The sequence below is a fragment of the Citromicrobium bathyomarinum genome (assembly GCF_021021475.1).
GTDB lineage: Bacteria > Pseudomonadota > Alphaproteobacteria > Sphingomonadales > Sphingomonadaceae > Alteriqipengyuania > Alteriqipengyuania bathyomarina.
Window position 1 is genome coordinate 533,500 of sequence record NZ_JAINWL010000002.1, and the last position, 24,266, is coordinate 557,765.

The following is a 24,266-nucleotide window of genomic DNA, read 5'->3' on the forward strand; positions in this document are numbered from 1 at the left end:
ACTGGATTTGCCGCGCGAGCTAATTTACATTGGGGTTAATAAGGAGAGGATACCCGATGGCCACGCTCGCAGCTCACCAGCCCGCAAACGTCCGTCCGCAGCACTGGAAGGACGCCAATCCGACCAAGGCCGACCTGTCGCATATTCCCGGCGAACAGGGCCTGCCGGTCGTCGGCAACACCTTGAAGATGCTGGCCGATCCGGTCGGGTTTACCAAGTCGATGGTCGAGAAATACGGCCGCGTCTATCGCAACAACGCGTTCGGCGGCACGGTGGTGGCGCTGATCGGCGCGGATGCGAACGAGCTGGTGCTGTTCGACCGGCAGAAGATCTTCTCCAGCGAACAGGGCTGGGGCCCGATTCTCGACAAGCTGTTCCCGCGCGGGCTGATGCTGATGGATTTCGACCATCACCGGGCCGACCGCAAGGCGCTGTCGATCGCCTTCAAGCCCGAGCCGATGCGCCATTACGTCGGCAGCCTCAACCGCGGGATTTCGGAACGGATGGAGGAATGGGGCGCAGGGGAGATGCGTTTCTACCCCGCGATCAAGCAGCTGACGCTGGACCTTGCGGCGGACAGCTTCATCGGCATCCCCTTCGGTGCGGAAGCGGACAAGGTGAACCAGGCCTTCGTCGACATGGTCCAGGCCTCGGTCGCGCCGATCCGCCGGTCGCTGCCCTTCACCAAGATGAAGCGCGGCACCGATGGCCGTGCCTATCTGGTCGAGTATTTCACCAAGGAAACGCAGCGCCGCCGCGCGGAAGGTGGGGGGCAGGACATGTTCAGCCAGTTCGCCACCGCGACCCGCGACAATGGCGAATTGCTGCCGGTCGACGAGGTGGTCGACCACATGAACTTCCTGATGATGGCCGCGCACGACACGATCACGTCTTCCGCGACATCGCTGGTCTATTACCTCGCCAAGAACCCCGAATGGCAGGAGAAGCTGCGCGAGGAACTGCGCGCGATCACCGGCGGGGAAGGGCGTGCGCTGAATTACGAGGAGCTGGCCAAGGCCGAACTGACCGAGATGGCGTTCAAGGAAGCGCTGCGGATGATCCCGCCGGTCCCCACGATCCCGCGCCGTGCGCTGGAGGCGTTCGAGTTCGGCGGGTATCACATCCCCGCGGGCACTCCCGTCGGCGTGAACCCGACCTTCGTCCACAACGACCCGGAAATCTGGGATTCGCCTGAAACATTCGATCCCATGCGCTTCACCCGCGAGGCGGAGAAGGCGCGGCACAAATATGCCTGGGTGCCCTTCGGCGGCGGCGCGCACATGTGCCTGGGGCTGCACTTCGCCTATATGCAGATCAAGATCCTGATGGCGCACATGCTGACCCGCTACCGGATCGAAGTGGCGGAAGATTACGCGCCCGACTGGCAGGCGTGGCCGATCCCGCAGCCCAAGGACGGGCTACAGATCAGGCTGGTACGGATTTGAGAAAAGTCGCTCCTCCCCGTTTTCGCGTCAGCGCAAATGGGGAGGTGGCAGGCGCCGCAGGCGGCTGACGGAGGGGTAATGGCGCAAGCGCCCCTCCACCACGACACCTGCGGTGTCGTGGTCCCGCTCCCCGTTTGGCTGCGCGAAGCGGAGAGGATTATGGTCAGAAATCGATCGCGATTCCGTCCTTCACCCAGTCGCCGTAGCGCGTGGGGCTTAGGCCCTTGGGGTCCTCCACGCTCGCGTCGATGGGTTCGGGCGCGGGCGCGGGATCGTCGCTCCAGTGCGCAGGCTTCTTGAAGTCTTCGGGGCGTTCGGTAGCGCGTTTCATATGAGAGAAATGATCCTGTTCGCCCCCGGTTTCAAGCATGGCCAATAACAGCAACGATATTCCCGGCCTGCCCGCACGCCGCGCCGCGCTGCGCCTGCTCGACGGCGTGCTCCGCCGGGGCGAGACGCTGGAGCAGAACGAGACCGCGGCCCTGCGCGGCCTGCCCGCCTCCGACGCGGGGCTCGCCCGTGCGATTGCGGCGGAGACCTTGCGCTGGCTCCCCGATTTCGATGCCCTGATCGACTCCGCGACGCGTGAGGTCCTGCCAGACGATGCCAAGCCGCGCACCGTGCTGCGGCTGATGCTGGCGCAGTGGCTGCGGCTGGATACGCCGCCGCACGCGGTGATCGCGACTGCGCTGCCGCTGCTGTCGGGCGGGCCCAAGCGGCTGGCGCACGGCGTGTTCGGCGCGCTGACCAAGCGCGGGGTCGAGCTTCCCGCCGCGCCGACGCTGCCCGAGGCCGTCGCAGAGCGCTGGGGCGAACGCGCCGGAGCCATCGCGGCGGGGCTGGCTGAACCGCCCCCGCTCGACCTGACGCTCAAAGACCCCTCGCAGACCGCCGAATGGGCGGTGAAGCTGGGCGCGGACAGCCTGATGCCGGGCCACCTGCGCCTCTCGCGCGGGCAGGCGGTGCACGGGCTCGAAGGGTTCGAGGATGGCGCATGGTGGGTACAGGACCTCGCCGCCTCGCTGCCTGCGCGCCTGCTGGGCGACGGGCAGGGGAGGCGCGCGCTCGACCTGTGCGCCGCGCCGGGCGGCAAGACGCTGCAACTGGCGGCGCAAGGGTGGCAGGTCACCGCGCTCGACATCTCGGCCAAGCGGCTGAAACTGCTGGAGGAAAACCTCAGGCGCACCGGCCTGTCGGCGGATGTGATCGCCGCCGATGCCTTCAAATGGGAGCCGGAGGCCCCCTTCGACGCGATCCTGATCGACGCGCCGTGCACCGCGACGGGCACCGCGCGCCGCCACCCGGACGTGCTCCACCGCATCGGCCCGCGCCAGATCGAGCAGATGGCCGAGGTACAGGCGCGCCTGATCGAGCGCGCGAGCGGCTGGCTCACGCCCGGCGGCGCGCTGGTCTATGCAGTGTGCTCGCTCGAGAGCGAGGAGGGGGAGGAGCAGGCGGAGAAAGTCTGGCTCCCGCGCGAACCGGTCAGCGCAGAGGAGTTGCCCGCAGGCCTGTCACCCACCGCGCACGGCACCCTGCGCACCGACCCGGGAATGCTGCCCGAACACGGCGGCCTCGACGGGTTCTTCATCGCGCGCTGGCGGAACAGTTAGCCACTTAACTCCCCTCCCCGGTGGGGAGGGGTTGGGGGTGGGGGCTCTGCACCACCGGTCTTTGCACACCCCCACACGACCTCCCCTTCGGGGAAGGAGATACTAGCCGCTCATATCCACCACGCCCTCGTTCTCGCCGTAAAGCTCTGCTTCGCGGGCGGTCACCTTCACGATCAGCACGCCATCCTGCTCGTCCGGGCCGTGGCCGAACCACTTTTCGATGTCGGGCGTCCAGTGTTCCTTGATGAGCTCGGGATCGTCGTGGACGCTCGCGGTGCCGCGGATCGTGAGCCACACGCCGTCGCCCTGGAAATCGAGCGCCACGTGATCGTCGCGTGCGATATCGCGCAGCTTGCGCGTGTCCGGAGCGGTGAAGAAGTAGCTGTCGCCGTCGAAATCGACCTGCGCATTGTTGCTCATCGGTCGACTGGTGAGCGTGCCACCCTCGCCATGAGTCGTCATCATGCACAGATCCATGCTGCGCATGGTCTTGGCGATCATCGATTTGTCAGGCTTGGGCATTGGGCAGACTCCTCATCGTGTCTGCCAAAAAGAACCCCGGCGCGATCTGCACGTTCCGCGCAATCGCACCGGGGTTTCATGTTTTCAGAGCCTTAAAAGGCTCTTGGAAGCCTTACGCGGCTTCCTTGATCTCGACCAGCGTCACGCCGAAGGTCAGGTCTTCGCCTGCCAGCGGGTGGTTGCCGTCGGCCTTGACCGAGTTGTCGTGCACTTCGGTGATGACGAGCTGGATCGGCTGGCCGTCCTGGCCCTGCGCCGAAAGCTGCATGCCCGGCTGCGGGGCGGGCTCTGCGGGCAGGTTCTCGCGCGGCACGTCGATCACCAGTTCCTCGCGGCGCGGGCCGAAGGCGTTGTCGCTCTCGATCTTGACCTGCTGCACCGAGCCGACTTCCATGCCGTCGAGCGCGGCTTCGATCGCGGGGAAGATTTCCTGCTTGCCGAGCGTGACGACCTGCGGGCCGCTTTCCTCGGTGTTGCCGACGACCTGGCCGGCTTCGGTCTTCACAACGAAATCGATCGCGACGGTGTCGCCGTTCTTTGCGGTAGGCATAAGCTATTTCCTCTCTGACTGAGGGTTGGGGCTGCGAGCGATTGCGCGGCCACGGGAATATTCGATGCGCACCAACGTGGGGCCAAAGCCGCGAGGTGCAACCCCGAAGGGCAAATCTGTCGATTTGGCGCTGTCCTACAGCCCTGCGCGCATGCCATCCTCGCGCGATGCGCAAGGATACGAAAACGCCGGCCCGGGCAGCCTTTCATGGCGCCCGGACCGGCGGTGGTTTTCTAAGCCCTGGACTGTGTGCCAGGTGTGTCAGGGGCTCCGCGTCGGACGACCGATCACGCGTCGTCCTTCACGTATTTCTGGAAGCTCTTGCGCAGCTTCATCAGCTTGGGCGGAATGGTCGCCTGGCAATAGGGATTCCGCTGGCCTTCGCCGTCCCAATAGTCCTGATGATAGCCCTCGGCCGAATACCAGGTCGCGGTCTGCTCGCCGCCCGCCATGCCTTCGATCGTAGTCACCGCCATCGCGCCGTTGGCGGCATTCCAGCGGCCGATCGCGGCCTCGGCTTCCTCGGCCTGGCTGGCGTCGAGCGGGAAGATCGCGCTGCGATACTGCGTGCCCACGTCGTTGCCCTGCCGGTTGAGCTGGGTCGGGTCGTGCGTGCCCATGAACATATCGAGCAGTTCGGCATAGCTGATCGCGTCGGCGTCGTAGGTCACCTTCACCGCCTCGGCATGGCCGGTATTGCCGGTGCACACCTCCTTGTAGGTCGGGTTCTGTGTCGTGCCGCCGATATAGCCGCTCTCGACGCTCTCGACGCCGATCACGTCCTTCATCACCGCCTCGGTGCACCAGAAGCAGCCGCCTCCGAAAATTGCCGTCTCTGCCATTGTGGTATTCTCCTTTGCAGGGGAGGTAGGAAGCCTGCGCGCGATTGCCATCCTCGCGCGGCGGCTCTGCTTGCCTTGGCTCCTCGTGGCCCTAGAATGCGGGCCACACATAACCCCGGGGAGAATTTCTGATGCGCCGTTTCACCAGCCTGCTCGCGCTTGCCGCGTTCGCCGTCGCCACGCCTGCTCTGGCGGATCACCACGGCGAAGCGATGATGGGGGAGAGCCATTCCCACCATCCCGCGCTCAAAGCGGCGGTCGCCTCCGATGTGCGGGGCGAGGATTCGCAGCGCGACCAGTGGCGTCACCCGTTCGAAACGCTCGACTTCTTCGGGGTGAAGCCGGGGATGACCGTGGTCGACTACATGCCCGCAGGCGGCTGGTACACGCGCATCCTGGTGCCGTATCTCGGCAGCGAGGGGCGTTATGTCGGCCTAACCCCCGATCCCGCAGCGGCGGATGCGGAGCGTTTCGGCGAGTATTTCGGCGGCCTGCCGGGCAAGTTCGAGGAGACCTATGGCGGCTGGAACCTCAGCGGCGCGCCGGTCAGCATCTACGCCTCGCAGGACGTGCCGGAAGCGATGGCGGGCCAGGTCGATCGCGCGCTGATCTTCCGCGAAATGCACAACCTGCTGCGCTCGGGCGTGCTCTATACCGAGCTGACCCGCATCCGCTCGATGCTGAAGGACGACGGGATGCTCGGCATCGTCCAGCACCGCGCGAAGGCCGATGCGCCGGGTGACTACACCAATGGCTCCAAGGGCTACCTGCGGCAGGAAGACGTTATCGCGCTGGTCGAGGCGCATGGGTTCGAGCTGGTGGGGATGAGCGACATCAACGCCAACCCTGCCGACCCTTCCAACTGGGAAGGCGGCGTGTGGACCTTGCCGCCGAGCAATAGCGGCGATGTCGCCGGGGCAGGTGACACGGGCGAAAGCGACCGAATGACGCTGCTCTTCAGGAAGCGCTGAGCCCTGTCAGACGCGGTTCAGGCAGGCGGCGGCAGATGGCGCGTGAGATACAGTCTCATCGGAGGATATGCCATGCGTTCGAAGTACCTGCCCCTGCTTGCCGCACCGCTGACGCTCGCCGCGTGCCAGCAACCGGCCTATGACCCGCGCGGGGTCGACCATGACGAAACGCTGCTTTCGGTCAGCGCAACGGGCGAATCCGAAGTGCGACCCGACGAGGCGTTCTTCCAGGTCGGGGTCGAGAACTTCGGGCGCACCGGCAAGGCGGCGAGCGATGCCAATGCAGAGGATATCGCCAAGGTGGTCGCCGCGCTGAAGGAGGCGGGCGTCCCGGCGAAGGACATCCAGACGCGCACCGTCGGCATCCAGCGCATCCAGTACGGCGATCGCAAGGGCCAGTACCAGGCGAACAACATCGTCGCGGTCACCGTGCGCGATATCGACAAGGCAGGCGACGCGGTGACCGCTGCGACCGAAGCGGGCGCGAACGTGTTCTCCGGCCCGGACCTGCGCATCTCGGACAGCGAGAAGGCCGCGAACACCGCCTATGGCGAGGCGTTCAAGGCAGCAAAGGCACGCGCGCAGGCCTATGCCGATGCCGCCGACATGAAGATCGCCCGTGTGCTCACCATCCGCGACGGCGGCGGGGCGCAGGGCAATCGCTATATCCCCGGTGCGCCGCCTCCGCCGCCGCCCATTTCGCCGGTGGTCCGCACGCAGGCCATGCCCGAGGAACAGGCGGGCGGGGTGATCCAGCCCGGCCAGACGACCAGCCGCGTGTCGGTGCAGGTGGACTTCGCGCTGGTGCCCAAGTAACCGGCGGCCATGCGTGAAATCACCGTAGCCGCGCTCCAGCTGGAGCTTGGAGCCCAGGACGAGGCAGAGAATATCGAGGCGGTGTCCTCGCTGGTCGAGGAAGCGGCCTCTCGCGGTGCGCAGGTGATCCTGCCGCCCGAGCTGTTCGATGGGCCGTACTTCTGCAAGCACGAGGACGAGGCGCTGTTCGCCCGCGCCGCGCCGACTGCAGAGCATCCCAACGTGCGCGCGATGGCGAAGCTGGCGAAGAAGCTGGGCGTGGCGATCCCGACTAGCTTCTTCGAGAAGGACGGCCCGCACCACTACAACACGCTCGCGATGATCGACGCGCAAGGCGAGATCATGGGCGTTTATCGCAAGAGCCACATCCCGGACGGACCGGGCTACGAAGAGAAGTACTACTTCCGCCCCGGCAATACCGGGTTCAAGGTGTGGGATGTTTTCGGAACGAAGATCGGCGTGGGCGTGTGCTGGGACCAGTGGTATCCCGAAACCGCGCGCGCGATGGCGCTGATGGGGGCGGAACTGCTGTTCTACCCCACCGCGATCGGCTCCGAGCCTTACGACGCCAGCTTCGATACCAGCCGCATGTGGCAGCGCGCGATGCAGGGGCACTCGGTCTCCAACTGCATGCCGGTGATCGCCGCGAACCGGATCGGCACCGAAGACGGCCAGACCTTCTACGGCCACTCTTTCATCACCAACGAATGGGGCGACAAGCTGGTCGAGTTCGGGCGCGAGGAGGACGGCGTGCTGGTCGCGACGCTCGATCTCGATACGGCGGCGAAGCACCGCGCGGGGATGGGCTTCTTCCGCGATCGCCGGCCTGAACTCTACGGCCGCTTGGCTGAGGACGTTTAAGCTGAGCGAGACCTATCTGATCGCGCTGGGCAGCAACCGGCGGCATGGCGAGCACGGCCGCCCGCATGAGGTCGTGCGTGCCGCGATGGAGGAACTGAGCGCGCTGGGTACGGTGACGAAACGCAGCCCGGTGATCGAGAGCGCCCCGATCGGCCCTGCGCGGCGGCGCTTCGCCAATGCAGTGGCCGAGTTGGAGAGCGACCATGCCCCGCCGGAACTGCTGGGCGAGCTCAAGCGGCTTGAACGCGGGTTCGGCAGGCGGCGCGGGCAGGCCTGGGGCGACCGTGTACTCGATTGCGATATCGTGCTGTGGTCGGCCGGGGCGTGGCTTGGCGATGACCTGACGATCCCGCACCCGGCCTTTGCGCGGCGCAGCTTCGTGCTCGGCCCGGCATGCGCGATTGCGCCCGGCTGGCATGATCCTGTCACCGGGCTTTCTTTGCGACAGCTTCACGCCCGCTTGACCCGCCCGCGCGCCCTGCCTAGTGAGCGCACCCGGTCGGACCCTTAGCTCAGTTGGTAGAGCAAGATACTTTTAATATCGAGGTCGCTGGTTCGAGCCCAGCAGGGTCCACCAACCCTCACCAAAGCCAGACGTACAGGCCCGCGAGGATTGCGATCACCGCTACGCTGAGCGTGTTGAACAGCGGGCTGGTGGCGAAGGCGATGTCGCCCATCCGCACCGTCCGCTCCTCCTCGGGACGACCCGTGACGCGCGATACCAGCGCGGCGGCGACCAGCGCGATCACGAACACGATCCAGATGCGGATGATGAAGGGCACGTCTGGTGCGGCGAACTTCAGCACCACATTGACGCCGAGCGACCCGATCAGCGCGGTGTAGGCCCCCGCCGCATTGCTCCGCCGGTCGAAGAAGCCGAGCAGGAAGACCACCACCACGCCGGGCGCGATGAAGCCGGTATATTCCTGCACCGTCTGAAACCCGCTGGCAAAGCCGCCGATGAACGGGCGGGCGAGCACCAGCGCGATGCCCATCGCGGCAAAGGCGGCGATCCGGCCTACGGTGACGTAATGCGTCTCGGCCCGGTCGGGTCGCCATGCGCGGTAAAGGTCCATCGTGAAGATGGTCGAGATGGAGTTCATCATCGAGGCGAGGCTGGAGACCACCGCCGCGATCAGCGCGGCGAACACCAGGCCGCGCAGGCCTGCGGGTGCGAAGGCCATCAGCTCGCCATAGGTGCGGTCGCTCTGCGCCGCGATTGCCGCTCCGTCGATCGTGCCCTGCTGCGCCAGCATCACCGCCGCGATGCCGGGAATGACCACGATGAACGGCGTCAGCAGCTTGAGGAGGGCGGCAAAGGCGAGGCCCTTCTGCGCCTCGCCCAGGCTCTCCGCGCCCAGCGCGCGCTGGATAATGTACTGGTTGAAGCCCCAATAGCTGAAGTGGAGCACCCACAGCCCGCCCAGCAGCGTCCAGATCCCCGGCAGATCGCCATAGGCGGGGTTGTCGGGGGCGAGGATCATCTCGAAATGCCCCGGCATCTCGCGCATCAGCAGCGCCAGGCCTGCCATCGCACCATCCGCGCCATCGAGCGCGTCGAGCGCGATCCAGGTGATCGCCAGCCCGCCGATAATCAGGATCACCACCTGAATGATGTCGGTCAGCGCGACTGCCTTCAGCCCGCCGTAGAGCGAATAGAGCGCGGCGAAGCCCGCCAGCGCGGCCATCGCGCCGAACACACTCCACCCGGTGAGCGAAGAGATCGCGAGCCCGCCCAGCCACAGCACGGTGGTCAGGTTGACCGCCGTGTACAGCGCGACCCAGAAAAGGCTCATCAGCGTCTTGACCCCCTCGCCATAGCGCTGCGCGAGGAACTGCGGCATCGTGTAGATGCGTCGCTTGAGGAAGATCGGCAGGAAGAACTTGGCGACGATGATCAGGACCAGCGCGGCCTGCCACTCATAGGCCGCGATCGCGATCCCCACCGCATAGCCCTGGCCCGACTGGCCGATGATCTGTTCGGCGGAGATGTTCGACGCGATCAGCGATGCGCCGATCGCCCACCACGGCAGCGCGCGCCCGGCGAGGAAGTAATCCTCGGTATTCTTGTCGCGCCCCTTGGGTTCGCGCGACACCGCCAGCGCAATGCCCAGCAGGGCGAGCGCGTAACCCGCGATGATAATCAGGTCGATCGTCTCGAGCGCCATCGGCTCATTCCCCCCAGCGGATTGCAGCTACAGATATTCGGCGCACGGCCACGCCCCCCGGTCTTATCCGACAGGCTTGAGCTGCATCGCAAGCCCGCCACCGGGCGCGAGGCGCACGGTGTAGGTGTCGCCGCGCCGGATCGTCAGCGTGTCGTAGGCGATGTCGTGCCGCGCCTCGGTCTCGTAGGTCGCGGTGGGGCCGTCCTTCCACACGCGTGCGGTGTAGGCCTGACCATCGTCGAGGAAGTCGAACCTCAACTCAACCGTCCGCTCGGTTGCGTCGTTGACGCCGCCGACATACCAGTCCTCGCTATGGCGGTCCTTGCGCGCGAAGATCGCGTAGTCGGCCACTTCGCCTGCGATCAGGTGGCTCTCCGCCCAGTCGGCTGGGACCATGCGGATGAACTCAAGCTCTTTCGGATGCGCCTCGAGGCTCTCGACGAAATCGGCGGCCATCTGGATCGGCGAATAGATCGCGAGATAGAGGCCGAGCTGCTTGGCCAGCGTCGATGCGATCGGATCGCCATTATTGCCGACCAGGCCGAGCACGCCGGGTGTGTAGTCCATCGGGCCGGACAGCATCCGGGTATAGACCAGCGTCGGATCGTGCTCGGTCCCGTTGGCGAAGGCACCCCAGGCATTATATTCCTGCCCCCGCGCGCCCTCGCGGCTGACCCAGTTGGGATAGGTCCGGCGCAGGCCGGTATCCTTGACCGGTTCGTGCGGATTGATCGCGATGCCGCGCCTGGCCGCTTGGGTGACGACCTTGAGGTGGTGCTGCACCTGCCGCTGGCCGTCGTGCCACTCGAACACCTCTTCCCCGCAAGGCTCGGCGATATCGGCGTTGCAGCTGATGATCCCGCCCGCATCGGCGACATAGCCGGTCTTGACCACGTCCACCCCATGCGCGGCATACATATCGAGCGCGTCTGCCAGCTGGCGTTCGTAGACCTCGATATTGCCGCCGGTCTCGTGGTGGCCGATCAGGTGGACGCCCTTCGATGCGGCGTAGGCGGTGACTTCGTCGAAGTCGAAATCGGGATAGGCTTGGGTGAAGCTGTAATCGCGGCCATTGCCGAACCACTGGCCGTCCCAGCCCACGTTCCAGCCTTCGACCAGCACGCCGCGAAAGCCGTTGGCGGCGGCGAAATCGATATATTGCTTGGCCCGCTCGGTCGTCGCGCCGTGCTCCGGCCCCTGCGCCCAGGTCCAGTCGCCACGGATCATGCCCCACCAGATGCCGATATATTTCGCAGGCTCGAACCAGCTGACATCGCCCAGCTTGTTGGGCTCGTTGAGGTTGAGTTCGAGGTTGCTCTCGACCAGCCCGGCAGGCCCGTTGGCGATGCGGATCGTGCGCCAAGGAGTGGTGAAGGCGCCTTCGCGGACCACCTTGGCCCCGCGGCTCGACGGGGCGAGCACGGCGCGAAAGCGGGTGCCGTCGACGCGCCGCAGCCACATCCCAGCATAATCGACGAGCGCCGCCTCGTGGAAGGCGAGGTGCGTGCCGTCTGCCAGACGGACGGTCATGGGCGTGTGCGCGGTCGAAACCTCGGCCAGCGGGGTCTCGTTGTAGAGATATTCGTAGCGGTTCCAGTCGCCGCCCGGAATCCACCACGCGGTGCCGTCTGCTGCGGCTTCGGGCGCGATCACGAACTCGGTCAGCTCGTCGGCAATCCGGGTGACCGGCGCCGCATCGCTGCCGGGGAATTCGTATCGGAAGCCGATCCCGTCGTCGAACACGCGCATCCGCACGGTCAGCGCGCGCCTGGAGGTATCGCGGGTTTCGCGAAAGGTGACCGCCAGTTCGTTGTAATGGTCGCGCACGAAGCGCCGCTCGCCCCACGGCTGCTCCCACGTATCGTCGTGGCTGGTGCGCGCCTCGCTCTCGATCGCGAAGTTGCGGCGCATGGTCTCGGCATCGGTGAAGGTGAAGCCGAGCACGCTGTCGGCAATCAGCGGCTCGCCGTCGCGGTCCACGCGGTAGAACGCCTTGCCTTCGTTATCGACGTCCAGCTGCACCACGATCCGCCCGTCGGGGGAGGATACCTCGGCAGCGGAGAGCGGCGCGGCGAGCGCGACGAGCGAGAACAGGGCAACCAGCAGGGCACGCATTACGCGGTCTCCAGAATAAGCGCGGCGAAGGGGGGCAGGGCGCTGGTGGTGGCGCCATTGGTGGCGAGCAGTTCGCGCCCTGTCACGTCGATCGCGTGCTCGCTCGCGCCCAGATTGAAGACGCACAGCACGCTCTGCCCTGCGGCCTCGCGGGTCAGCCACAGCAGGTCGCCATCGGCGCGGCACTGCGCGACGCGCCCCTGCCGCAGCGCGGGGGTTTCGTTGCGCAGCGCGAGCATCCGGCGGGTGAAGCCAAGCAGCGCCTCGGGATCGTTCGCCTGGACATCGACCGCGCGGGTCCGGTTGGCCTCACCGACCGGCAGCCACGGCGATCCGGTGGAAAACCCGCCCCTTGGATCATGCGCGACCCACGGCATCGGGGTCCGCACCCCGTCGCGCGAGAGGGTCAGCGGCCAGTTGGCGATCGCTTCGGGGTCGTGGAGCAGTTCGAAGGGAATGTCGTCCTGTTCCAGCCCCAGCTCTTCGCCCTGATAGATGATGATGTTGCCGCGCAGCGAGGCGAGCAGCGCCATCTTCATCCGCGCGAAGGCGGCGATGTCTTCGGGCGAGCAACCGGCCGGGCACCAGCGCGAGACCGCGCGCGGGGCGTCGTGGTTCTCGAACGCCCAGCTGGGCCAGCCGGTGCCCGGATCGTCGGGCCATTCGGCCAGCGCGGCGCAGACCAGCCCGGGGGTCAGCCGGTCGGCATAGAGGAAGTTGAAGCCATAGGCGGAATTGAGATGCGCCTCGCCCTGCGTGAAGGCCTTCATCTCCGCCTCCGCCTCGTCCCCGCCGACCTCGGCGACGGTGAAGATTGCCCCCGAATCGTCGGTGTATTCGTCGGTCAGCGCGCGAATCCGCTCGATGAAATGCGGGATGTCGGGGTGCGACATGTTGTATTTCTTGAGCTGGAAATCGAACGGGCGCGTGCGCGGCTTGTCGGTTGCGGGCGCGGGCGGATTGTCGCGCAATTGCGGGTCGTGCATCGCGAAATTGAGCGCATCGATGCGGAAGCCGTCGACCCCGCGATCCAGCCAGAAGCGCATCACGCCCAGCAATGCATCCTGCACTTGCGCGTTGTGCACGTTGAGCTGCGGCTGGCTGCTGAGGAAGTTGTGCAGATAATACTGCCCGCGCCGCGCATCCCAGGTCCATGCCGGGCCGCCGAACACGGACTGCCAGTTGGACGGGGGCGACCCGTCGGGCTTGGCATCGGCCCATACGTACCAGTCGGCCTTCGCATTGGTCCGGTCCGAACGGCTCTGCGCGAACCATTCATGCTCGTCCGAGGTATGCGAATAGACCTGATCGATCAGCAGCTTGAGGCCGAGTTCGTGCGCGCGGGCGACCAGCGCGTCGAAATCGGCGAGGGTGCCGAAGATCGGATCGACATCGCAGTAATCGGAAACGTCGTAGCCGAAATCCTTCATCGGGCTGGTGAAGAAGGGGCTGACCCAGATCGCATCGACGCCCAGATCGGCGACATGCTCCAGCCGCGAAGTGATGCCCGGCAGATCGCCGATGCCGTCGCCGTTGGAATCCATGAAGCTGCGCGGATAGATCTGGTAGATCGCCGCGCCGCGCCACCATTGCGCGTCTTTCGCAGCAGCGGGAGAGGGTTGCATCGCGCTCGCCATCAGTTGCGCCCCAGCTCGCACACGGCCCAGCCGAAGGGGGGAAGGGTGAACCGCGCGCTGCCCGGCGCGGTCGGTTGGGCGGGGCAGGTGCCGTCGAGGGTTTTCAGCGTGGTTTCCTTCATGTCGATTTCCACGTTCCGCGTGATCGCTTGCCCACTGGTGTTGAACACCAGCAGGACAGTCTGCCCGTTTTCGGGGTCGCGGCGGATGAGTGAGAGCAGGCCCGGCTCGCGGTCGAACGTGCCGATTTCGGTGAGCCCGCGGCTCAGCGCGGGCGTCGCCTTGCGCAGCGCGGAAAGCCGCGCGATCATGCGGTAAAGCGGGTGGTCGGCGGCATAGTTCGCGTCCGCCGTAGTCGCCTGCGTGCCGAGCAGGTCGTTGTCGTTGTAGTCGGCAACTTGGCTGGCGAACATGTCCTCGCGCGCCTGCTGGTCGTTGCCGTCGGAGATGAAGCCCTGCTCGTCCCCGTAATAGACCGTCGGGATGCCGCGCAGGGTCAGCAGCATCGCATGGCCCAGCATCGTGCGCGCAAGCAGGTCCGACTGGCCGGCATCCGGATTGCCCGCTTTCACGAACATCGAAAAGCGGCCCATGTCGTGATTGCCGAGGAAGGTCGGCAGGCGCAGCGCGGCTTCCTCGCCGCCCGCGTAGAGCACATCGCCTTCGAGCATCTGCACCAGCACTTCGGGCGAGGCATTGTCTGCCACCACATCGCGCACCGCGGACTGGAAGGTGAAGTCGAGCACGGCGGGCAGGGCGTCGCGGTGGGTGTAGGCCGCCAGCGGGCCGGGCCGCGCACCGTCGACATAGACTTCGCCGAAGATCAGGAAATCCGCGATCCCCTTCGCCTCGGCGCGCGCCTGCATCGCGGGCACGAAGGCCTGCCAGAACTCGGGGTTCACATGCTTGACCGTATCGATCCGGAAACCGTCGATCCCGAACCGGTCGATCCAGCTGCCGAAGATATCGATCATCCCGGCAAGCACGCGCGGATGCTCGGTCGCCAGATCGTCGAGCCCCGCGAAATCGCCGTAGACCGCGCTTTCGCCCCACCACTCGCTGTTGCCGCGATTATGGTAGTAGATCGGATCGTTGAGCCATGCGGGCACTTTGATGTCCCGCTCCGCCTCGGGCACCACGGGGGTGTAGGCGAAGCGCGGATCGGTCAGCTTGGCCCAGTTCTCTGGGCTGGGATCATCGTCGCCCGCGAAGCCCGGGTTGATCCGCTCACCCTCGGGCCCGCCAAGGGTGGAATAGGGATAGTCCGCCTTGCTGCGATAGGCATAGTCGCCGCCCGCATACTGGATGACGTCGGCGGTGTGGTTGGTGATGATGTCCATATAGACCTTCATCCCGCGCGCGTGCGCCGCATCGACGAAGGCCTTGAATTCGGCATTGGTGCCCAGATGCGGGTCGACCGAGGTGAAGTCGGTCACCCAATAGCCGTGGTAGCCCGCGCTCTCGTCACCCGCCGGGCCCTGCACCGGCTTGTTCTTGAAGATCGGCGCGAACCAGATCGCGGTGACGCCGAGGCCCTGGATATAGTCGAGCTTCTCGGTCAGGCCCTTCAGGTCGCCGCCGTGATAGAAGCCGCGATGGGTCGGGTCGTAGCCGCTTTGGAGCCGGTCCGCCGGATAGCCGCCGGTATCGTTGGCCGTATCGCCATTGGCGAAGCGGTCGGGCAGGACGAAGTAGATCACCTCGTCCTGAGACAGGCGCTCGCCCGTTGCGGCGGCTGGCTCCTGCGCGAGCGCGGAGGTGGCAACGCCGAGCAGGCTGGCTGCGGCGAGCAGGGTGACGGCGCGCTTCATCGGGCGGTCTCCGGAACCGGGGTGGGGGATGGATTGGTAGCGCGGGGCATGCAGTAGGCGCGCAGAAACTCGACATGCGACGGCATGGCATCGACCAATCGGCCGATCCCCGCCTCGATCTCGCCCAGCATCCGCTCCAGCGCAGCCGGATCGGTCGACGCGGCGAGCGGGTGGAGCGATTGCGGCATCACCTCCTGCCCGATCAGCACCTGCGCCCAGCCGGGGATGGTGAACAGCTCTTCGTGCTCGCGATGGATGAAGCCGCTGGCTTTGAACTGCTCGATCTTCGCGGTCAGTGTGTCGGGCAGGGCCATTTCCCGGCAGCGATCCCAGAAAGCTTCGCCGACGCGCCCGTTCGCCCAGTAATGCAGGATCAGGAAGTCCCGGATGCGGGTCCATTCGAACTCGGCTTGCCGGTTGAACTCCGCGCGCATCGCGGGCGCAGGCTGCTTGCTCGGCAGCATGTTGAGGAACCGTGCGATCGAGGACTGGATCAGGTGGATGCTGGTCGATTCCAGAGGCTCCATGAACCCGGCGGCCAGTCCCAGCGCGAGGCAGTTGTGCGACCATTGCTGCGCGCGCATCCCGGTGGTGAAGCGCAGGCGATTGGGCGTGGCCTGAGGCGCGCCGTCGAGATTGGCGAGCAGCTGCGCCTCGGCCTCGTCATCGGAGAGATAGTCGCTGCAATAGACCAGCCCGTTGCCGATCCGGTGCTGCAACGGAATGCGCCACTGCCAGCCGGCGGAGTGCGCGGTGGAGCGGGTGTAGGGGGTGAACTCCCCTTTCGTGGCGCACGGCACAGCGACCGCGCGGTCGCAGGGGAGCCAGTGGCTCCAGTCCTCGAACGCCGTCGCCAGTTCCTGCCCGAGCAGCAGGCTGCGAAAGCCGCTGCAATCGATGAAGAAATCGCCCGCGATCCGGCGTCCGTCCTCCAGCGTAACCGCCGCGATGTCGCCGCTTGCGCCATCGCGCTCGACCGAGGCGACCTTGCCTTCGATCCGCGACGCGCCGCGGGCTTCTGCCAGGCGGCGCAGGTACGCGGCGTAGAGGCTGGCGTCGAAGTGGTACGCCCATGGCATGTCGGGCACGCTGTGCCCGGCATCACCGCGCCACATCTGCATCTTGAGCGCACGGGCGGCGCGCTCGTTGAGCGAATAGGTCGCGAGGTCTTTTGCCACGCCCAGCTCGCGGCCGCGCAGCCACAGCTGATGGAAGGGGAGCAGGCCCGCGCCCGTGCCGATCTCGCCGAAGGCGTGCATGTAGCTGGCACCCGCGCGCGACCAGCCGGCGAATTCGATGCCCAGCTTGAAGGTGGCTTTGGTCTCGCGCAGAAACTCCGCCTCGTCGATCCCCAGCGCCTGATTGAACAGGCGGATCTGCGGGATCGTCGCCTCGCCCACGCCGACCGTGCCGATCGCCTCGGACTCGACCAGCGTGACCGCGCAGGGCGTCAGCCGCGCGAGCGCCGCCGCCGCCATCCACCCGGCGGTGCCGCCGCCGACGATGACGATGGCGGGCGGTTCGGTTTCGCTGGAACTGGTCCGGATCACGCTCACCTCCCATCCTCACCCGCCCGCAGGGCGCATGGCAAGAATTAGGGCCCGGGGCAGACGGCGCGGCTTGGGAGGAATGCGCCGCCTGCTCCGGACCTTGGCTATCAGAACTTGAAGGTCGCGCCGACGAGGAAGCGGCGGCCATATTCCTGATAGTCGATCACCGCGCGCGGTTCGGGCACGTTGAACTGCGAGACGAACGGCGCGTTGGTGAGGTTCTGCCCCTGGAGGTAGACCGAGAGCCCTTCCAGCGCGCTGCCCGGCTGGAATTCATAGCCGATCTGCGCATCGACGATCGTCTCCGCCCGCGCCAGACGCCGCGTCGGCGAACCGCCGAAGCCGCTGAATTCGCCGATGAATTCGGAGCGATAGCGGACGCTGCCCCGGGCGCTGAAGCCGTTGAGGTCGTAATAGAGCGTGCCGTTGGCTACCCATTCCGAATAGCCGGAAATCGGTGCGATATCTCCGTTGAAGTCTTCCACTTCCGACTTGGTGTAGCCCACGCCGCCGGTCGCGCCGAAGCCTTCGAGGCCGGAGAAGAAGGCGTCGAACGGTACCGTCGCCGACAGTTCGACCCCGTAGAAGTTACCGCCGCCGGTGTTCACCTGCGTATCGAGGAAACCGATGGTGGTCGCCGGGGTCTGACCCGCCGGGGTCGGTAGGCCGGAATAATCGAAGGTGTAGCGCCCGTTGGCGATCCAGTTGACGATATCCTTGTAGAAGGCCTGCACGGCGACGACGCCCGCACCGTTCGCGAAGTACTTCTCGATATTGAAGTCGACCGCATTGGCCCGGTACGGGCGCAGCAGCGGGTTGCCGCCGCCGCCGCTGATGAACGGCGCCACACCGGTCGGGCTTTCGCCCGCGTTGGTGTTCACGCCATAGCTGATCGCCACGCGCAGATCGTCGAGACGCGGGCGCTGGATCTGGCGGCTGGCGGCGAGGCGGAAGACCCACCCGCTATCGAGCCGCAGCGAGAGGTTGGCGCTTGGCAGCACGTCCCAGTAGTCCGCGCCGAGCGACACGTCGACCGGCTGGCCACCGGCGAACGCAAGCCCGGTCGAGTTCTGGTCGGTATTGATGGCCTGCACGCCGAAATTGCCGGTCAGCACGCCGATGCCCAGTTCCTGCTCGATATCCGCCTGCAGGTAGATGGTCATCAGGTCTTCGGTGATGCCGTAGGCCTTGGCCGGAACATCGTTGGAGGTGTTCGGGTCGAGGATCAGCGTGCCATCCGCGATCAGGTCGCGGACATCGTAGCTGACGATCGGGCCGAGGCCGAGATAGTCGAGGTCGGTCGGCCGCAGCAGAGCGCCCGTGGGAATGGCCACTTCGGTTGCGCCGCCCGGCGGCGAGACGAAGAACTCGTCCGGCGTCAGGCTCTTGGAACGGTCGGTATAGGCCATCCCGAAATGCATGGCCGACAGGAAGCCGCCCAGTTCTTTCGATACGCCCACGCGATACTGGAACAGCTCGTCGGCAATGATGCGGTTGTTCCAGTAGCCGGCCTGCACCCGCGCGCCGCCCCAGCCGAGCGGGTCGGTTAGCCGGATCAGGCTCGGGTCGCTGTAGTCGAGCGTGTGGGTGAACGCGGTGCCGTTGGTGTCGGAGGTGAAGCCGATCGTATCGGCCGCGCCGTTGCCCCCGCCATAGCCGGTGCCCGAATAGCTTTCGATGCTCAGTTCGTTGCGGTCGGTGCGCGAATAACCGAAATCGAAGAACGCGCTCCACCCGTCGTCGCCGTCGTAATCGAGGTTGAGACCGCCCGAATAGAGGTCCGCCTGGCGCTGGAACACGTCGTTGCGCACCACGCCGCGCACATCGGTGAAGGTGCCGGACTCGGCGAAACCGCCGAACGGCCCGTCGACCACGCTGCTGGTGGTGTAGGGGTTGCTGAAGCCCAGCGGCAGCTCGATCCCGCGCTTGGACTGGTCGTCGTCGAAACTGGAATAGAAGCCGTCGACGGTGACCATGAAATTGGGCGACGCCTGATACTGCAGCGTGCCGTTGACCCCGAAGCGCTTGAGCCGGGTCGAGGTGACGAAGCTCTTGTTGCCGCCGATGATGTAGGGATTGCCGGGCGTGCCATCGCCGGCATAGCCCCAGGCGTTGAATTCCTGCAGCTGATAGGGCTCGTCGGTATAGGCCGCCGCCAGCGCGACGCCGATCGTGTCGTCGGCGAACTGGTCGACGAAGGTCGCGTTCAGGCGATAGCCGTAATCGCGCGAGCCCGCGTTGAGCGCGCCGATATCCGCATAGGAACCCTTGGCCCCAATCGCGAAGATCGGCTCGTCCACTTCCAGCGGGCGGATCGTGCGCACGTCGATCGTGCCGACCAGGCCCTGGCCGACGAGGCTGGCCGAGGGGGTCTTGTAGACATTGACCTGGCTGACGACTTCGGAGGGGTACTGGTCGAATTCGACCGCGCGGCTATCGCCGGTAGAGGTCTGTTCGCGCCCGTTCAGCAGCGTCTGGGAGAAGTCGGGGCCGAGGCCGCGAATGGCGATCACGTTGGCGCGACCGTTGAGCCGCTGCGAGGTGATGCCGGGCAGGCGGGCGATCGATTCCCCGATCGAATCATCGGGCAGCTTGCCGATATCCTCGGCAGTGACCGATTCCAGGATCAGGTCGCTGTTGCGCTTCTCGTTGACCGCGCTCTCCAGAGCGGCGCGAAAGCCGCTGACCACGATCACGTTCTCGTCGGTATCGTCGTCGGCAACCGGCTGACCGTCTTCTTCCGTATCGGGGACGGGCGGCTGGGTGGTCTGCGCGGCGGCGATGCCCGGCACGGCAGCACCGGCCAGGATCAGGGCGATGGCACAGGTGCGCAGGCTGGTGCCGCTGCGAAGCGAATTGCGGTAGGACATGACTCTTCTCTCTCTCCCGTGTGCGGCGCTGCCATTCCCAGCGTCGCCAGATGCGCGTGGCCCGGTCTCGATCGGCCGGTCCTTGGCGCGTCTGCGGCGGTCATAATGCAGCACCGTGGGCGCGCCGGAAGATCGCATACGTATACGCGTGCCCTGCGCGGCGATGGTGCGCGTGGGGCTGTGGCATAAATGTCGATGGCCCGCTTGCGCGGCGCGCAGGGGGCCATCATAGGCGCAATCACGCCATTTTCGCGGCTGCGAGGTGCGCCGCCCGGGGTGCGGCAATTGCCTTGCACGGCGACCTGACGTAATCCGATGAATACGTAAGCATGAGAGGCGCACGACGCCTTTCGGGAGAGAGCATGGGCCGCACCCCGTCAGGCAGGCCGACCAGCTTCGATATCGCCTACCGGGCCGGCGTCTCGCAGCCCACGGTCAGCCGTGCGCTGCGTGGCGACAAGTCGGTCAGCCAGGCGACCCGCGAGAAGATCGAGCGGATTGCGCGCGAGCTGAACTATGCGGTCGATCGCAATGCCTCCTCGCTCAGAACCCAGCGGACCAATACCATCGCGCTGCTGTTCTTCGAGGACCCGACGCCCGACGAGAGCATGATCAACCCGTTCTTCCTCTCGATGCTCGGTTCGATTACCCGCGCTTGCGGAAACCGCGGACTCGATCTGCTGATCTCTTTCCAGCGCATGGAAGACGACTGGCACGTCAAATATCAGGACAGCAAGCGGGCGGACGGGCTGATCCTGCTCGGCTATGGCGACTACACGCTCTACGCTGAGAGGCTCGCCCAGCTGGTCAAGGCGGGGACGCATTTCGCCCGCTGGGGATCGGTCAGCAGCGACAGCAGCGGGGCCACTGTCGGTTCGGACAATATCGACGCGGGGCGGCTGGTCGGCGAACACTTCATCGAGCGCGGACGCATGAAGGTCGCGTTTCTGGGCCATGCGGACGAGCATTATCCCGAATTCGCGCACCGCTATCAGGGCCTGTGCGAGGCGCTCCGCAGCAACGGCGTGCAGCCCGATCCGGCGCTGCAATTCGACGCGGTGACATCGGACGAGGCGGGCTATGCCGCCGCGCGCCGCCTGATCGAAAGCGGCGCTGCGTTCGACGCGGTGTTCGCGGCGAGCGATGTGATCGCGATCGGCGCGATGCGCGCGCTGGATGAGGCGGGGCTGTCTATTCCGGGCGATGTCGCGGTGGTCGGGTTCGACAATATCCCTGCCGCCAGCATGACCCACCCGCCGCTCTCCACCATCATGCAGGACACGCAGGGTGCGGGCGAGCTGCTGGTGGAAACGCTGCTGGCGCATATCGAAGGCTCCGACCCGCCGCCCACGCGGCTGCCGACCAGGCTGATCGTGCGCGCAAGCTCCTGAGCGCATTCGTATGTTGCTTGTCCGGCCTCCCGGATTGGTGAAAGCCTTGCCCCATCATCGATCGGCAGGGTGACGCGAGTTCGCCCGCCGACAGGGGAAAGGATAACAAGGCCGATGGAGAAACCACGCCAGAGCTGGGCGGGGCTGTGGAACATCAGCTTCGGCTTCTTCGGAATCCAGATCGGCTTCGTGCTGCAGAATTCCAACATGAGCCGCATCTTCCAGACGGTGGGGGCATCGCTCGACGATCTGCCCGCGCTGTGGGTTGCCGCGCCGCTGACCGGGCTGATCGTCCAGCCGATCATCGGCTACCTGTCCGACCGGACGTGGAACCGGCTGGGCCGCCGGCGGCCCTATTTCCTGACCGGGGCGATCTTCGCCGCATTCTCCCTATTCCTGATGCCCTTCGCGCCCGCCTTCGCCGCGCCGCTGGTGTTTGCGGCAGGCCTGCTGTGGCTGCTCGACGCATCGCTCAACATCTCGATGGAGCCGTTCCGCGCCTTTGTGGGGGACATGCTGGACAAGTCGCAGCACGCGACCGGCTATGCCGTGCAGACCGCCTTCATCGGCAGCGGCGCGGTGGTCGCGGCGATCTTCCCGTGGTTTCTGGAGCATCTGGGCGTCGCCAATATCGCGCCGCCAGGGCAGATTCCCGACACCGTGCGGTGGAGCTTCTGGGCGGGCGGGGGCGCGCTGTTCGTGGCGATCGCGTGGACCGTGCTGACCACGCGAGAATATTCGCCCGAGGAAATGGCCGCGTTCGAGGCCGAGAACCAGATCGAGCAAAGCCACACGATCCGCGCGCTGGCGGCGAAGAACTACGGCTTCGCACTGGTCTGGCTGGTGGCGGGCGCGGCGGTGATCCTCGCAGTTGCGCCGCTGGGGCTGGAGAAGGAGATTTACCTGCTCGGCGGCCTGCTCGCGACCTACGGCCTGCTCAGCGCGATCGGCATTTCCATGGCGCGCAAAGGCCAGTCGGCCAACATGCTGTCGAGCATCGTGGGCGACTTTTCCGGCATGCCTGAAGTGATGAAACGGCTCGCGCTGGTGCAGTTCTTCAGCTGGTCCGCGCTGTTCATCATGTGGATCTATTCCGGCCCGATCGTGTCGCAATATTTCTACGGCAGCGCCGATGCGGCGAGCGCGGCCTATAACGACGGCGCCAACTGGTGGAACCTGATCTACACCGTGCAGAACGGGGTCGCCGCGATCGCCGCGCTGTTCGTGCTGCCGGTGATGGCGCGCAAGTTCGGCCAGGCATACACCCACATGGCATGCCTGCTGGCGGGCGCGCTGGGCTTCCTCGGCTTCTTCGTGCTGCGCGATCCGATGCTGCTGATCGGGTGCGAGGTGCTGAAGGGCATTGCGTGGGCCAGCATCCTCGCGATGCCCTACGCGATCCTCGCCAGCAATCTGCCGCAGGCCAAGCTCGGTATCTACATGGGGCTGTTCAACATCTTCATCGTGGTGCCGCAGCTGCTGGTGGCGACGATCATGGGATCGATCATGAAGGCGTTCTTCCCCGGCGAACCCATCTGGACCATGCTGTTCGCCGCCGCCGCGTGGGCACTCGCCGCGCTGGCCATGCTGCGGGTCGGATCGGTCCTGCCCGCGCAATCCAGTACGGAGACCACCGATGCGTAAACTCGCCATCGCCGCGCTGCTGGCCTGCGCCGCAGCGCCCGCCGCCGCGCAGACCGCCGATCCGTGGCAACCCCGGCCCTTCGTCGAGATCGAGCATCCCGAATGGAGCCGCGATGCGGTCCTCTACCAGATCAACACCCGCCAGTTCACGCCCGAGGGCACCTTCGCCGCCGCGCAGAAGGAGCTGCCGCGGCTGAAGGAGCTGGGTGTCGACATCTTGTGGCTGATGCCGATTCACCCGATCGGCGAGGTCAACCGCAAGGGCACGCTGGGCAGCCCCTATTCGGTGCGCGACTATTACGCGGTCAATCCCGAGTTCGGCACCGAGCAGGACCTGCGCAACTTCATCGACGCCGCGCACGCGCAGGGCTTCCACGTCATCCTCGACCTGGTGGCCAACCACACCGCGTGGGACAATGCCCTCGCGAGCGAGCATCCCGACTGGTACGAAAAGACCTGGGACGGCCATTTCCGCCCGACCCCGTGGTGGGACTGGTCCGACATCATCGATCTAGACTGGTCGAAGCCCGGGGTGCGCGAGCATGTCGGCAAGGCGATGGAATACTGGGTCCGCGAATTCGACGTGGACGGCTATCGCGCCGATGTCGCCGGCTATGTCCCGATCGATTTCTGGGAGACGATGCGCGCACGGCTCGATGCGATCCGCCCGGTCTTCATGCTGGGCGAGGTGCAGCAGACCGTCCACCACCGCGCCGCCTTCGATGCGACCTACGCATGGGACTGGCACCATACAGGCAAGCGGATCGCAAAGGGCGAGGCGGATGCGACCGCGCTGTTCGGCTATTACGCCGAGAACGAGAGCCTGTGGCCGCGCGAGGCCATGCGCCTGACCTATATCGAGAACCACGACAGCAATGCGTGGGAAGGCACGATCTACGAGAATTACGGTGACGGGCTGGAAGCGCTGACCGCGCTCGCCTTTACCGGCGAAGGGCTGCCGCTGGTCCATAACGGGATGGAGGCGTGCAACGCGCACCGCCTCGCCTTTTTCGAGAAGGACCCGATCGACTGGAGCCAGCGCGAAGGCTGCGACTATGGCGCACTTCTCAAGGACCTGATCGCCTTTCGCACCGCCAACCCCGCGCTGGGCAACGGGCAATGGGGCGCGGTGATGCAGCAGGTCGTCAACGACAGGCCGCAGCAGCTGTTCGGCTGGGTCCGGCAGAAGGACGGCAACAAGGTGGTCGGCCTGTTCAACCTCTCCGACACAGCGGTCGAGGCGAGGCTGGCGGACGGGCTGGCGGCGGGCACCTACCGCGAATTTCGTGACGGAGACGCGGTTACCATCGCGGCGGGCGATACCGTGTCGCTGCCCGCCTGGGGCTTCCGCCTGCTTTCGACCGGGGGCGAGCGATAGGATCGGCAGGCCGGAACTACCCCGGGCGTTAAATCATCACATAGCTATGCGGCTGGAAATCCGGGCAAGGCTTGCCCTAGGA

The 24,266-nt window shown here is 66.1% G+C and carries 19 protein-coding genes and 1 tRNA gene; 10 read left to right on the top strand and 10 right to left on the bottom strand.

Annotated features, from left to right (window positions below; all coding sequences use genetic code 11):
- The first annotated feature begins 56 nt into the window (after nucleotides 1–56).
- Nucleotides 57–1,445, top strand: a complete 1,389-nt coding sequence (locus K7H93_RS10555) for a cytochrome P450 (protein WP_230783566.1) — start codon at nucleotides 57–59, stop codon at nucleotides 1,443–1,445.
- Between the two features lie 163 nt (nucleotides 1,446–1,608).
- Here the strand turns inward: K7H93_RS10555 and K7H93_RS10560 are convergent, their stop codons facing one another.
- Nucleotides 1,609–1,815, bottom strand: a complete 207-nt coding sequence (locus tag K7H93_RS10560) for a DUF1674 domain-containing protein (RefSeq protein ID WP_230783567.1) — start codon at nucleotides 1,813–1,815, stop codon at nucleotides 1,609–1,611.
- On the opposite strand from K7H93_RS10560, the gene K7H93_RS10565 reads away from it, so the two are divergent.
- Entirely contained in the window at nucleotides 1,814–3,058 is a 1,245-nt protein-coding gene (locus tag K7H93_RS10565; RefSeq protein ID WP_230783568.1) for an RsmB/NOP family class I SAM-dependent RNA methyltransferase, read from the top strand. The genes K7H93_RS10560 and K7H93_RS10565 overlap by 2 nt on opposite strands.
- 102 nt (nucleotides 3,059–3,160) lie before the next feature.
- On the opposite strand, the gene K7H93_RS10570 is transcribed toward K7H93_RS10565, so the two are convergent.
- The 3 genes from K7H93_RS10570 to msrA form a co-directional block, all read right to left on the bottom strand.
- Nucleotides 3,161–3,580: a pyridoxamine 5'-phosphate oxidase family protein gene (locus K7H93_RS10570; protein ID WP_230783569.1), complete on the bottom strand. Its 420-nt coding sequence runs from the start codon at nucleotides 3,578–3,580 to the stop codon at nucleotides 3,161–3,163.
- A gap of 112 nt (nucleotides 3,581–3,692) precedes the next feature.
- On the bottom strand, nucleotides 3,693–4,130 hold the full coding sequence (locus tag K7H93_RS10575) for an FKBP-type peptidyl-prolyl cis-trans isomerase (protein ID WP_010234970.1): 438 nt from the start codon (nucleotides 4,128–4,130) through the stop codon (nucleotides 3,693–3,695).
- 287 nt (nucleotides 4,131–4,417) lie between these two features.
- On the bottom strand, nucleotides 4,418–4,972 hold the full coding sequence (gene msrA / locus K7H93_RS10580; protein ID WP_230783570.1) for a peptide-methionine (S)-S-oxide reductase MsrA: 555 nt from the start codon (nucleotides 4,970–4,972) through the stop codon (nucleotides 4,418–4,420).
- 131 nt (nucleotides 4,973–5,103) lie between these two features.
- Here msrA and K7H93_RS10585 point away from each other — a divergent pair, with 131 nt between their 5' ends.
- The 5 genes from K7H93_RS10585 (at nucleotide 5,104) to K7H93_RS10605 (ending at nucleotide 8,197) form a co-directional block, all read left to right on the top strand.
- The gene (locus K7H93_RS10585) at nucleotides 5,104–5,943 is read left to right on the top strand and encodes a class I SAM-dependent methyltransferase (RefSeq protein ID WP_230783571.1); all 840 of its coding nucleotides are present in this window, start codon (nucleotides 5,104–5,106) and stop codon (nucleotides 5,941–5,943) included.
- A gap of 72 nt (nucleotides 5,944–6,015) precedes the next feature.
- Nucleotides 6,016–6,759 carry an SIMPL domain-containing protein gene (locus tag K7H93_RS10590; RefSeq protein ID WP_230783572.1) on the top strand — a complete coding sequence of 248 codons (744 nt, stop codon included), beginning with the start codon at nucleotides 6,016–6,018 and terminating at the stop codon, nucleotides 6,757–6,759.
- A gap of 9 nt (nucleotides 6,760–6,768) precedes the next feature.
- Nucleotides 6,769–7,620, top strand: a complete 852-nt coding sequence (gene aguB / locus K7H93_RS10595; protein ID WP_230783573.1) for an N-carbamoylputrescine amidase — start codon at nucleotides 6,769–6,771, stop codon at nucleotides 7,618–7,620.
- Nucleotides 7,621–7,645: 25 nt separating this feature from the next.
- Nucleotides 7,646–8,131: a 2-amino-4-hydroxy-6-hydroxymethyldihydropteridine diphosphokinase gene (folK, locus tag K7H93_RS10600; RefSeq protein ID WP_231680661.1), complete on the top strand. Its 486-nt coding sequence runs from the start codon at nucleotides 7,646–7,648 to the stop codon at nucleotides 8,129–8,131.
- Nucleotides 8,122–8,197, top strand: a tRNA-Lys gene (locus K7H93_RS10605). The genes folK and K7H93_RS10605 overlap by 10 nt, the downstream gene beginning before the upstream one ends.
- A gap of 4 nt (nucleotides 8,198–8,201) precedes the next feature.
- Here the strand turns inward: K7H93_RS10605 and K7H93_RS10610 are convergent.
- The 6 genes from K7H93_RS10610 to K7H93_RS10635 form a co-directional block, all read right to left on the bottom strand.
- Complete coding sequence (locus K7H93_RS10610) at nucleotides 8,202–9,788, bottom strand: sodium:solute symporter family transporter (RefSeq protein ID WP_054525076.1); 1,587 nt, start codon at nucleotides 9,786–9,788, stop codon at nucleotides 8,202–8,204.
- Between the two features lie 63 nt (nucleotides 9,789–9,851).
- The gene (locus tag K7H93_RS10615) at nucleotides 9,852–11,903 is read right to left on the bottom strand and encodes a glycoside hydrolase family 97 protein (RefSeq protein WP_230783575.1); all 2,052 of its coding nucleotides are present in this window, start codon (nucleotides 11,901–11,903) and stop codon (nucleotides 9,852–9,854) included.
- Nucleotides 11,903–13,540 carry an alpha-amylase family glycosyl hydrolase gene (locus K7H93_RS10620; protein WP_230783576.1) on the bottom strand — a complete coding sequence of 546 codons (1,638 nt, stop codon included), beginning with the start codon at nucleotides 13,538–13,540 and terminating at the stop codon, nucleotides 11,903–11,905. The genes K7H93_RS10615 and K7H93_RS10620 overlap by 1 nt, the downstream gene beginning before the upstream one ends.
- Entirely contained in the window at nucleotides 13,540–15,351 is a 1,812-nt protein-coding gene (locus K7H93_RS10625; RefSeq protein WP_230783577.1) for an alpha-amylase family glycosyl hydrolase, read from the bottom strand. Before K7H93_RS10625 ends, K7H93_RS10620 begins: the two co-directional genes overlap by 1 nt.
- Entirely contained in the window at nucleotides 15,348–16,907 is a 1,560-nt protein-coding gene (locus K7H93_RS10630; protein WP_338080309.1) for a tryptophan halogenase family protein, read from the bottom strand. Before K7H93_RS10630 ends, K7H93_RS10625 begins: the two co-directional genes overlap by 4 nt.
- 101 nt (nucleotides 16,908–17,008) lie before the next feature.
- Nucleotides 17,009–19,771, bottom strand: a complete 2,763-nt coding sequence (locus K7H93_RS10635; RefSeq protein ID WP_230783578.1) for a TonB-dependent receptor — start codon at nucleotides 19,769–19,771, stop codon at nucleotides 17,009–17,011.
- A gap of 362 nt (nucleotides 19,772–20,133) precedes the next feature.
- Here K7H93_RS10635 and K7H93_RS10640 point away from each other — a divergent pair, with 362 nt between their 5' ends.
- The 3 genes from K7H93_RS10640 (at nucleotide 20,134) to K7H93_RS10650 (ending at nucleotide 24,184) form a co-directional block, all read left to right on the top strand.
- Nucleotides 20,134–21,162: a LacI family DNA-binding transcriptional regulator gene (locus tag K7H93_RS10640; RefSeq protein ID WP_230783579.1), complete on the top strand. Its 1,029-nt coding sequence runs from the start codon at nucleotides 20,134–20,136 to the stop codon at nucleotides 21,160–21,162.
- Nucleotides 21,163–21,276: 114 nt separating this feature from the next.
- Nucleotides 21,277–22,806: an MFS transporter gene (locus K7H93_RS10645; RefSeq protein WP_230783580.1), complete on the top strand. Its 1,530-nt coding sequence runs from the start codon at nucleotides 21,277–21,279 to the stop codon at nucleotides 22,804–22,806.
- Nucleotides 22,799–24,184, top strand: coding sequence for an alpha-amylase family glycosyl hydrolase (locus K7H93_RS10650; RefSeq protein ID WP_230783581.1), 1,386 nt, complete (start codon nucleotides 22,799–22,801; stop codon nucleotides 24,182–24,184). The genes K7H93_RS10645 and K7H93_RS10650 overlap by 8 nt, the downstream gene beginning before the upstream one ends.
- The last annotated feature ends 82 nt before the right edge of the window (nucleotides 24,185–24,266 follow it).